The organism is Brevundimonas sp. FV1ye28 (genome assembly GCF_058681135.1).
Window position 1 is genome coordinate 1,790,408 of sequence record NZ_CM178731.1, and the last position, 10,461, is coordinate 1,800,868.

7 protein-coding genes are annotated in these 10,461 nt (G+C 68.3%); 4 read left to right on the forward strand and 3 right to left on the reverse strand.

Annotation, left to right across the window (positions count from 1 at the left end; genetic code table 11):
• Position 1: 1 nt before the first annotated feature.
• The 3 genes from ilvD to ACW171_RS08840 form a co-directional block, all read right to left on the reverse strand.
• Complete coding sequence (gene ilvD / locus ACW171_RS08830) at positions 2–1,741, reverse strand: dihydroxy-acid dehydratase (RefSeq protein WP_492092805.1); 1,740 nt, start codon at positions 1,739–1,741, stop codon at positions 2–4.
• Positions 1,742–1,840: 99 nt separating this feature from the next.
• The gene (locus tag ACW171_RS08835) at positions 1,841–1,993 is read right to left on the reverse strand and encodes a hypothetical protein (protein WP_492092806.1); all 153 of its coding nucleotides are present in this window, start codon (positions 1,991–1,993) and stop codon (positions 1,841–1,843) included.
• Positions 1,994–2,117: 124 nt separating this feature from the next.
• Positions 2,118–2,690 carry a TetR/AcrR family transcriptional regulator gene (locus ACW171_RS08840; RefSeq protein WP_492092807.1) on the reverse strand — a complete coding sequence of 191 codons (573 nt, stop codon included), beginning with the start codon at positions 2,688–2,690 and terminating at the stop codon, positions 2,118–2,120.
• Between the two features lie 162 nt (positions 2,691–2,852).
• Here ACW171_RS08840 and ACW171_RS08845 point away from each other — a divergent pair, with 162 nt between their 5' ends.
• The 4 genes from ACW171_RS08845 to ACW171_RS08860 all read left to right on the forward strand — a co-directional run bounded on the left by ACW171_RS08845 (position 2,853) and on the right by ACW171_RS08860 (position 10,337).
• Positions 2,853–4,067, forward strand: coding sequence for an efflux RND transporter periplasmic adaptor subunit (locus ACW171_RS08845; RefSeq protein ID WP_492092808.1), 1,215 nt, complete (start codon positions 2,853–2,855; stop codon positions 4,065–4,067).
• 10 nt (positions 4,068–4,077) lie between these two features.
• Positions 4,078–7,350, forward strand: a complete 3,273-nt coding sequence (locus ACW171_RS08850) for an efflux RND transporter permease subunit (RefSeq protein ID WP_492092809.1) — start codon at positions 4,078–4,080, stop codon at positions 7,348–7,350.
• Complete coding sequence (locus ACW171_RS08855; RefSeq protein WP_492092810.1) at positions 7,347–8,786, forward strand: efflux transporter outer membrane subunit; 1,440 nt, start codon at positions 7,347–7,349, stop codon at positions 8,784–8,786. Before ACW171_RS08850 ends, ACW171_RS08855 begins: the two co-directional genes overlap by 4 nt.
• Positions 8,787–8,906: 120 nt before the next feature.
• Positions 8,907–10,337 carry an NAD(P)-dependent oxidoreductase gene (locus ACW171_RS08860; RefSeq protein ID WP_492092811.1) on the forward strand — a complete coding sequence of 477 codons (1,431 nt, stop codon included), beginning with the start codon at positions 8,907–8,909 and terminating at the stop codon, positions 10,335–10,337.
• Positions 10,338–10,461: the final 124 nt, after the last annotated feature.

Genomic DNA, 10,461 nt, shown 5'->3' on the forward strand with positions numbered 1-10,461 from the left:
CCTAGGCTTCCTGCGTCTGACGAGTTTCCGCACGGACCTGGGCCGGCGGGGGATTGGGAATGGTGACGGCGCCTTGCGCGGCCGAGGCCACCGAAGCGCGGTATTTGGCGAAGACGCCGGTGGCCGCGTTCAGCGGCGGGGCGACATGGCCGGTCCGGCGCGATGCCAGGTCGGCGGCGACGTCGATCCGGCGCGCGGTGACGTCGATGGTGATCCTGTCGCCGTCGCGGATCAGGCCGATCGGCCCGCCCGCCGCCGCTTCCGGCGACACGTGCCCGGCGACGAAGCCGTAGCTGGCGCCCGAGAACCGGCCGTCGGTGATCAGGGCCACATCATGGACGCCCCTGCCCTTCAGCGCCGCCGTGACCTGCAGCATCTCGCGCATGCCCGGACCGCCCTGCGGACCTTCGTAGCGGATGACGATGACGTCGCCCTCGCCGACCGAACCGTCCTGGACGGCGTGGAAGGCGTCTTCTTCCGAGTCGAACACGCAGGCCGGGCCTTCGAACCGGTCGACCTTGTGGCCGGTCAGTTTCAGGACCGCGCCGTCCGGAGCGATGTCGCCATAGATCACGGCATAGGAGCCACGCGGGCTGAAGGGCTCGGCGACGGTCGAGACGACCTGCTGGCCCGGCGTCTCCTCGGCCTCGGCGGCCTCGGCGAACAGGCTGCGGCCCGAGACGGTGGGCGCGTTGACGATCTTGCCGGCCTGGGCCAGCCGCTGGGTCACCAGGCGCGTGCCGCCCGAGGCGAACAGGTGGGACGCCAGGAACCGGCCGCCGGGCTTCAGGTCGCAGATGACCGGCGTCTCTTCGCAGGCCGTGTTGCAGTCCTCGACCCCGAACTCGATCCCCGCCTCGATGGCGATGGCGGTCAGGTGCAGCACCGCATTGGTCGATCCGCCCGAGGCCGAGACGGCGGCGGCGGCGTTCTTCAGCGAGGCGCGGGTGATGTATTTGCGCGCCGTGTCGCCGGCGAAGACCCGCTCGACGATCAACTCGCCACAGCGATGGCCTTGTGCGCCCTTCATCGGATCCACAGCGGGGACGTCGTTCGCGCCCATCGGCGACAGGCCCATGACCGACAGGGCCATAGCCATGGTGTTGGCCGTGAACTGACCGCCGCAGGCCCCGGCGCCCGGACAGGCCGCGCTCTCGACCATCTTCAGCTGTTCGTCGTCGATGGTCCCGGCGCCGCGCGCGCCGATCGCCTCGAACACCTCCTGGATGGAGATCTCCTTGCCGCCGATGACGCCCGGCATGATCGTGCCGCCGTAGTAGACCAGACCCGGGATATCCATCCGAGCCAGCGCCATGGCGGCGGCCGGGATGGTCTTGTCGCAACCGACGATGCAGACGACGCCGTCCAGCTGATGGCCCTGCACCGCCAGTTCGATCGAATCGGCGACGACTTCTCTGCTGATCAGCGAGGCCTTCATGCCCGGCGTGCCCATCGAGATGCCGTCGGTGACGACGATGGTGTTGAAGTCGATCGGATAGCCGCCGGCCGCGACGATGCCGGCGCGCACGTCCTTGGCCAGACGGTCCAGGTGCATGTTGCACGGCGTCACCGACGACCAGGTGTTGACCACCGCGATCATCGGCTTGTCGAAGTCGGCATCCTGCATGCCGGCGGCGCGCAGATAGCTGCGCGCCGCCGCACGGTTGGCTCCAGCGGTTACGACGGCGCTTCTTCGCTGAGGCGAAGGCGCGGTGTCTTCCGGGGTGAAATCTTGCGTCATTGTCTTAAGGCGTTCCGAGAGGGTCCCGGATCGGCGCAACAAAAAACCCGCTTCCTTTCGGGAGCGGGTGGCTGCGGTCGATCCTGATTTTGCTTGGGTTCAGGTCAGTTGCATCCACGCCGCTCCGGAGAGCAGGCCAAGGAGTACGGTGAGAATAAGGGTGGTCAGGGCCGCAGGCGTGAGGGCAGGACGCGTCACGGCGACGGCGCGGGCCGTGCGGCGGATCGGGGTGTTGCGGTACGACTGGCTCACGGCCAACTCCTGGTTACCGCGACATAAAGCCAGAGATCGCTGCGTCGCACAACCCGGTTTGGAAAAAACTTCCAACTTCGGGCACAGCGGGCGTCCTACGGGGCAATTTCCACCGTTCGGCGCTTCAGCCGTCGATCAGACCCTGCAGTATGATGGCGATGCGCGCCTTCATCCGCTCGCATTGGTCCTCGGGCAGGTCGAGACCGCCCGTCAGGTCGCGACCCACGGCGACACCCATCATCAGACCGGCGGCGATACGGACCCTCAAGGCAGCGTCGGGACCACCCACCCATTCGGTGAACGGCTGATAGAAGCCTTCTCGTGAGGCTCGCTGGATGATCTCGGCGGCCTTGGGCGATGTCGCCGAGCGCAGCATGAGCAGCAGCCAGGCCAGCTTGCCTTCCTTAGGCGGGCCATAGACCAGATCGTGCGCCACGCGCTCGCCGAAGCTGGTCCGGTCGCCTTCCATGAGCTCGGCGCCGTTGCCGCAATCGTCGAGGACCGCGCGGAATAAATCTTCCTTGGAGCCGAAGTACCGCGAGATCAGGGCCGGATCGACGCCAACGTCCTTGGCGATGTCGCGCATCCCCACCTGGTCGTAACTCTCGCCGGTGAAACGCTTGCTGGCGGCGTCGAGGATCGCGCCCCGGGTGGCGGCGGCGTTTCTGGGGCGCTGGCTGCAGACGGCGAAACTCAACGTGATCTCCGATAACCCTAAGAACGGTATGGCCATGTCATCGGCTGTTGACAAGCCCGACCGTTCCACACAAATAAGTCATCAGGCGATGACCGGGACCTCCTCCCCCGTGATACTGGTCGCGCCCGACAGGGAATTTGCCCCATCAGGGAGATTGCGCGCATGCGCAGGCTGAAGATCATCGCCGTGTCCGTCCTTGCGACGGGCGCGCTATACGGCTGTTCACAACGTTCGGAAGCGCAGGGGCCACCCCCCGCCGCGCCGGTCACAGTGGCGGTCCCGCTCGCTGAGCGCGTCGTCGACTGGGACGACTTCACCGGCCGGTTCGAGGCCACTTCCTCCGTGGAAGTGCGTGCCCGCGTCGGCGGTTTCATCCAGTCCGTCCACTTCCGCGACGGCGACTATGTCTCGCGCGGCCAACTGCTGTTCACCCTGGACCAGCGTCCGGCGCAGGCCCAACTGGCTGCGGCCCGCGCCACCCTCACCCAGGCCCAGGCTCAGCTGTCACTCGCTCGTACCAACCTGACCCGCTCGGAAGGCCTCTTGGCCAGCCAGGCCGTCAGCCAGGCCGAAGTCGACACCAACTCCGGCGCCGTCCAGACGGCCGAGGCTGCCGTCGCCTCCGCCCAGGCCGCCGTCCGCGCCCGTCAGCTGGAACTTGAGTTCACCCGCGTCACCGCTCCGGCCTCGGGCCGCGTGTCGGACCGCCGCGTCGATCCGGGCAATGTCATCGCCGGCGGCTCGTCGGCCGCAGACGTCCTGACCACCATCGTCTCGTCGTCGCCGATCTACTTCGTCTTCGAAGGCTCCGAGGCTCTGCTGCTGAAGTATCAGCGCGACGCCCGCGCCGGACGCTCGGCCCCGGTCCGCATCCGCCTGCAGGACGAAAGCGCGTTCACCCGTTCGGGCACGCTCGACTTCACCGACAACGCGGTCGACGCCGCCTCGGGCACCATCCGCCTGCGCGCCGTCATCCCGAACGGCGACAACTTCCTGAAGCCCGGCATGTTCGCCCAGGCCCGCGTCGCCGGCGCCGGCGCCTATGACGCCCTGCTGGTCCCGGATTCGGCCATCGGCACCGATCAGGCCCGCCGCGTGGTCTCGGTCGTCGCCCAGGACGGTTCGGTCACCCAGACCCCGGTCCAGCTCGGCCCGCTCGTCGACGGCCTGCGCGTCATCCGTTCGGGCATCCGCCCGACCGACCGCATCATCATCGACGGCCTTCAACGCGCCATGCCCGGAACCAAGGTGGCCCCCACCAACGGCCGCATCCAGCGCCAGACAAGCCAGGAATCCGTCCCGACCACCTATGCGCCTCCGGCCGCGACCGCCACTTCGGCCGCTGCCCTGACGCAGTCCGTCACCGTCGGCGACTGAGACCGAGCGCATGAACATCTCTCGCTTCTTCATCGACCGGCCCATCTTCGCGATGGTCCTGTCGGTGTTCATCACCCTGATCGGGGTCTTCGCCTTCCCGCTGCTGCCGCTCGCGCAGTATCCGGAGATCGCGCCGCCGACGATCACCATCAACACCGCCTATTCCGGCGCCTCGGCCGAGACCCTGGCCGAGACCGTCGCCGCCCCGATCGAGCAGGAGGTCAACGGCGTCGAGGGGATGCTGTACCTGTCCTCGTCCTCGACCTCGGACGGCGCGGTCTCGATCACCGTCACCTTCCAGCCTGGCACGGATCTGGATGCCGCCCAGGTTCTGGTTCAGAACCGTGTGGCCCTGGCCGAACCCCGCCTTCCCGCCGCCGTCCGTCAGGTCGGCGTGATCGTGAACAAGCAGGAATCCGGCTTCCTGATGATCCTGGGCCTGACTTCGCCCGGAAACGTCCTGAATAACGACTACGTCGGCAACTACGCCAACTCGACAATCCGCGACCGCCTGCTGCGCATCGAGGGCGTGGGCAACGTCACCATCTTCGGCGGCGGCAACTATTCCATGCGCGTCTGGATCGACCCGGCCAAGGCTGCGGCTCGCGGCCTGAACGCCTCGGACATCACCACCGCCCTCGCCGGCCAGAACATCCAGGCGGCCGCCGGCTCCATCGGCCAGCCGCCCTTCGCCACCAACGCCTCCGCCTTCCAGCAGCCGATCCAGGTCCAGGGCCGTCTTTCGACCCCGGAAGAGTTCTCCGACATCGTCATCAAGACCGACGCCGAGGGCCGGGTTACCCGCATCCGCGACGTCGCCCGTGTCGAGCTGGGCGCTCAGGACTATGGCATCCAGGGCTATTTCGACGGCGAACGCGGCGTCGGCATCGCCATCGTTCAGCAGCCGGGCGCCAACGCTCTCGGCACCGCCGAACGCGTCATGGCCGAAATCGAGAACATGAAGGCCGATGCCCCCGCCGGCCTGAACATCTCCGTCGCCTACAACCCGACGGAGTTCGTCGAGGCGTCGGTCAAGTCGGTGGAACACACCCTCATCGAGGCGATCATCCTGGTCGTGCTCGTCGTCTTGATCTTCCTGCAGTCGTGGCGCGCGGCCATCATCCCGATCGTCGCCATCCCGATCGCTCTGGTCGCCACCTTCGCGGTCCAGCTGGCGCTCGGCTATTCGATCAACTCCCTGTCGCTGCTGGCCCTGGTGCTCGCGGTCGGGATCGTGGTCGATGACGCCATCGTCGTGGTCGAGAACGTGGAACGCTACATCCGCGAAGGACTGTCGCCGAAAGAGGCCGCCTACAAGTCCATGCAGGAGGTCTCCGGCGCCCTGATCGCCATCGGTCTGGTGCTGGTCTCTGTCTTCATCCCGACCATGTTCGTGCCGGGCATCCCGGGCATCTTCTACCGTCAGTTCGCCGTGACCATCGCCGCCGCCTCCGTGGTGTCGCTGTTCGTGTCCCTGACCCTGTCGCCCGCCATGGCCGCCTTGTTGCTGAAGCCGCACGCGCACCACGACGACGCCGCCAAACGTCCGACCACCCTGCTCGGCAAGGCCAAATACTATGGCGGCTGGGCCGGTCGTAAGTTCAACGAAGGCTTCGACTGGCTTTCGGGCAAATATGGTCGTCTGACCGCACGCCTGGTGCGCACCGTCATGCTGGTCCTGATCGTCTACGCCGGCCTGCTGGGCCTCACCGCCTGGCGCCTGATCGACACCCCGTCGGGCTTCATTCCCGAACAGGATCAAGGCTTCCTGATCGGCGTCGTCCAGCTTCCGGCCGGTTCCTCGCTCGAACGCACCAACGCAGTCATGCAGCAGGCGCGCGAGATCATCGAAGGCACCGAGGGCGTGGAGGGCACCGTGGCCTTCGCCGGCCTCGACGGCACCAGCTTCTCGTTCGGTTCCAACGCGGCGACCCTGTTCATTCGCCTCAACGACTACAGCGACCGCACGTCGCGTGACACGACCGCCGCAGCCTTGGCCGGAGCCATCACCGGCGCCGCGCAAGGGATCCAGAACGCCAACATCTTCGTCATCGCGCCTCCGGCCATTCAGGGTCTGGGCACCGGCAACGGTTTCGCCATGATGATCCAGGACACGTCCGGCGCGGGCTATGGCGCCCTCGAAGGCGCGACCTTCGCGATGATGGGGGCCGCGGCCCAGGCGCCGACCGAGGTCACGCAGGTCTTCTCGACCTACAACACCGCCTCGCCGCGCGTCGAAGCCGACGTCGATCGCGACCGCGCCCTGATGATGGGGGTCCAGCCCTCCGACGTGTTCAACACGATGGGCATCTATCTGGGCTCTTCCTACGTCAACGACTTCAACATGCTGGGCCGCACCTTCCGGGTGACGGCGCAGGCGGAGCCGGCCTATCGCGACGACATGGCCGATATCGCCAACCTGAAGGTCCGTTCGTCCTCCGGCGCCATGGTGCCGCTGGGCTCGGTGGCGACCCTGCGCGAAAGCGCCGGACCGTCGCGGATCGTGCGCTACAACCTGTTCCCCGCTGCCGAACTGCAGGGCCAGGGTGCGGCGGGCGTCTCGTCCGGTCAGGCCCTGGGCATCATGGAGAACATGGCGGCCCAGGCCCTGCCGCCGGGCTTCTCCTACGAGTGGACCGGCCTGGCCTATCAGGAGAAACAGGCGGCGGGCGGTGCGACGATCATCTTCGTGGTCGCCGTGGCCCTGGTCTTCCTGGTGCTGGCCGCTCAGTACGAGGCGTTCACGCTTCCCCTGGCGGTGATCCTGATCGTGCCGATGTGTCTGCTCGCGGCGATGCTGGGGGTGAACGCCCTCGGCCTCGACAACAACATCCTGGTCCAGGTCGGACTGGTGGTGCTGATCGCCCTGGCGGCCAAGAACGCCATCCTGATCGTCGAGTTCGCCAAGCAGAACGAGGAAGAAGAGGGCATGGATCGCTGGGACGCCGCCGTCCACGCGGCCCAGACGCGCCTTCGCCCGATCCTGATGACCTCCTTCGCCTTCATCCTGGGGGTTCTGCCCCTGGTGCTGGCGGACGGGGCCGGCGCCGAGATGCGTCGTTCCCTGGGGGCCGCCGTCTTCTTCGGCATGATCGGGGTGACTGTCTTCGGTCTGCTGTTCACGCCGGTCTTCTACGTGATCTGCCGGGGCCTCGCCGCGAAGATCCCGCAGCGGGACGGCAAGCCCAGCCAGACCCCGACGACCGGTTCGCCCTCGGACGAAGCCATCCACTCACAGCCCACGCAGGCGCTCGCAGCGCCGCGCTCGGGAGACGCCGCATGACCCTCCGCCTCACCCCCCTCCTGACCGCCTGCGCTGCTGCCGCCCTGTTGGCAGCGTGCGCGGTCGGGCCGAGGGCGCCCGACGCCTCTCCCCCCCCCCTCGCGTCGGGCGCCTTCGTAAGTTCGCCGCTCGGGTCCGCCAACGGCGCGACCTCGACGGCGGAGGCCCGCAGCGACTGGTGGCGGCTCTATGCCGACCCGACGCTGGACGGCCTGGTCGAACAGGCCTTCGCGCAGAACAACGAGCTGGAAGCCGCCGTCGCCAATCTGCGCGCCGTCCGGGCCAGCCTGTCGGAAGCGCGCTCCGGCCTGTTCCCCACGACCAACACCTCGGCCTCGGCCCAGCGCAGCCAGGCCTCGTCCGCGACCACGGTCGGCCTGCCAGCCGGTCAGGACGCGCCGGAGATCGACGTCTATGACGTGGGCCTCGACGCCTCCTACGAGATCGATCTGTTCGGCCGGGTCGCCTCGACCATCCGCGCCGCCCGCGCCGACGTCGACGCTCAGGCCGCCGCCCTCGACGTGATCCGCGTCAGCGTGGCCGCCGAAACCGCCCGCGCCTATGCCGACGCCTGCTCGGCCAACGCCCAGATCGCGGTCGCCGAGCGCACCCTCGGTCTGCAACAGAACACCGCCGACCTGACCCAGCGCCTGCTGGAGGGCGGCGCCGGCACCGGTCTCGACACCTCGCGGGCCCAGGCCCAGCTGGCCTCCACCCGGGCCCAGCTGCCCAGCCTGCGCGCCCAGCGCGACGGCGCCCTCTATCGTCTCGCCACCCTGACCGGCGTCACGCCGGCCGAGGCCTCCCAGGCCGCGCGATCCTGCATGCGTCCGCCGCAACTCAGCCAGCCGATCCCGACCGGCGACGGCGCGGCCCTTCTGGCCCGTCGTCCCGACGTCCGTCAGGCGGAGCGCGCCCTCGCCGGCGCCGCCGCCCGGGTCAACGTCGCAACCGCATCGCTCTTCCCCACCATCTCGCTGGGCGGATCGATCGGCTCGACGGCGCTGGACGCTTCGGACCTGAGCGACGACACCTCGTATCGGTTCTCCTTCGGTCCGCTGATCAGCTGGAGCTTCCCCAATATCCTGGCGACCCGCGCCCGGATCGAGGCCGCGGACGCCCGCACCGATGCGGCCCTGGCGACCTTCGACCAGACCGTCCTGCTGGCGTTGCAGGAGACGGAAACCGCACTGTCGAGCTACGCCAACGAACTGGACCGCCGCGCGGCCCTGACCGAGGCGCGGGACCAGGCCGCCAACGCCGCACGCCTGGCCCGCCTGCGCTTCGACGCCGGCGCCGACAGCCTGTTCACCGTGCTGGACGCTCAGCGCACCGAAGCCGCCGCCGACGCCGCCCTGGCGCAGTCGGACGCGCTGGTCACCACCTACCAGATCGCCCTGTTCAAGGCGCTGGCAGGCGGCTGGGATCAGGGCTGAGGCGAACAAAACCGCGAACGACTCTCAGACTGGGGTCATTTCATGCTCGTGACGCATGATCTGACCCCGGAATGGGGAAATCATTTGCGCTGACCGCTTGGCATCGCTTTATATGTTGCCATGCAACAGAAAGGCCCACCGCAGCCGCAAGGCTTCGTCGTTCAACCGCGCCGCCTGCCCAAGGCGGAAGCGTCCGTGCGCGTGCAGGATTTCGGCGAGATCATCGTCAAACCCACAACCGAGAACGTCGAGGTCCAGGCCGGACGCTGCACCGACTGCGGCGTGCCCTTCTGTCAGAACGCCTGTCCGCTCCAGAACAATATCCCCGACTGGCTGGGACTGTCGGCCGAAGACGAGATGCGCGAGGCCTGGCGCATCGCCTCGGCCACCTCGACCATGCCCGAGATCTGCGGCCGCATCTGTCCGCAGGACCGGCTGTGCGAGGGCTCCTGCACCCTGAACCAGTCCGGCTGGGAGGCCGTGACCATCGGCTCGGTGGAGGCCTTCATCGGCGACACCGCCTTCGACAACGGTTGGGTCGAGCCGATCCGTCCCCTGCATGAGCGCGGCCAGTCCGTGGGCATCATCGGCGCCGGTCCCGCCGGCATGGCCGCCGCCGATCGCCTGCGCGGACAGGGCTATCAGGTCACCGTCTACGACCGCCACGACCGTCCGGGCGGCCTGCTGACCTACGGCATCCCCGGCTTCAAGCTGGAGAAGCGCGTCGTCCAGCGCCGCGTCGACCGCCTGATCGACGGCGGCGTCCAGTTCGTCACCGACTGCGACGTCGGCACGGACGTGACCCTCGCCGAACTGCGCGAGAAGCATGACGCCGTCCTGCTGGCCATGGGCGTCTATCAGGCCCGCGCGCTCCAGGCACCGGGCGTCGGCCCCGGCTCGACCATCCCGGCGCTGGAATTCCTGATCCACCAGAACCGCCGCGACCTGGGCGAGAGCGACAACGACACCTGGCACCATGCGAAGGGCCGCAACGTCGTCGTCATCGGCGGGGGCGACACGGCCATGGACTGCGTCCGCACCGCCATCCGTCAGGGCGCCGCCTCGGTCACCTGCCTCTACCGTCGCGACCGCGAGAACATGCCGGGCTCGGCCCGCGAAGTGTCCAATGCCGAGGAGGAAGGCGTCGTCTTCGAATGGCTGGGCGCGCCCAAGGCCCTCATGAGCCGCGACGGCTCGACCTCCGCCGTCCGCGCCGCCCGCATGACCCTATCCGAGCCTGAGTTCGGCAAGCGCCGCGACATCGTCGCCGTCCCCGGCGGCGACTTCGACCTGCCTGCGGACATGGTCATCGAGGCCCTCGGCTTCGAGCCGGAAGCCTTCGCCGCCCACCACGACGACCTGTCGGTGACCCAGTGGAACACCGTGGCCGTTGCCCGCTCGGGCTTCGCCACCTCCCTGCCCGGCGTCTATGCGGCGGGTGATGCCGTGCGCGGTGCCTCCCTCGTCGTCTGGGCCGTCCGCGACGGCCAAGACGCCGCCGCCGAGATCGACCGTTACCTCAAGGCTCAAGCCGACACGGTGGCGGCATGATTCATTTCTCTTCCGCTCATCCCCGCGAAAGCGGGGACCCAGTGCTTTGGGCGGTGACTGTCGCCAAGGACCTCCGAAAACCCAATCCCGGACATCGTGCCTCACGAAAGAACTGGGTCCCCGC

Bases quoted from the DNA above. Each gene is read 5' to 3' on its own strand.
- ACW171_RS08855 (WP_492092810.1), top strand. From the start codon at position 7,347: ATGACCCTCCGCCTCACCCCCCTCCTGACCGCCTGCGCTGCTGCCGCC.
- ACW171_RS08860 (WP_492092811.1), top strand. From the start codon at position 8,907: ATGCAACAGAAAGGCCCACCGCAGCCGCAAGGCTTCGTCGTTCAACCG.
- ilvD (WP_492092805.1), bottom strand. From the start codon at position 1,741: ATGACGCAAGATTTCACCCCGGAAGACACCGCGCCTTCGCCTCAGCGA.
- ACW171_RS08845 (WP_492092808.1), top strand. From the start codon at position 2,853: ATGCGCAGGCTGAAGATCATCGCCGTGTCCGTCCTTGCGACGGGCGCG.
- ACW171_RS08850 (WP_492092809.1), top strand. From the start codon at position 4,078: ATGAACATCTCTCGCTTCTTCATCGACCGGCCCATCTTCGCGATGGTC.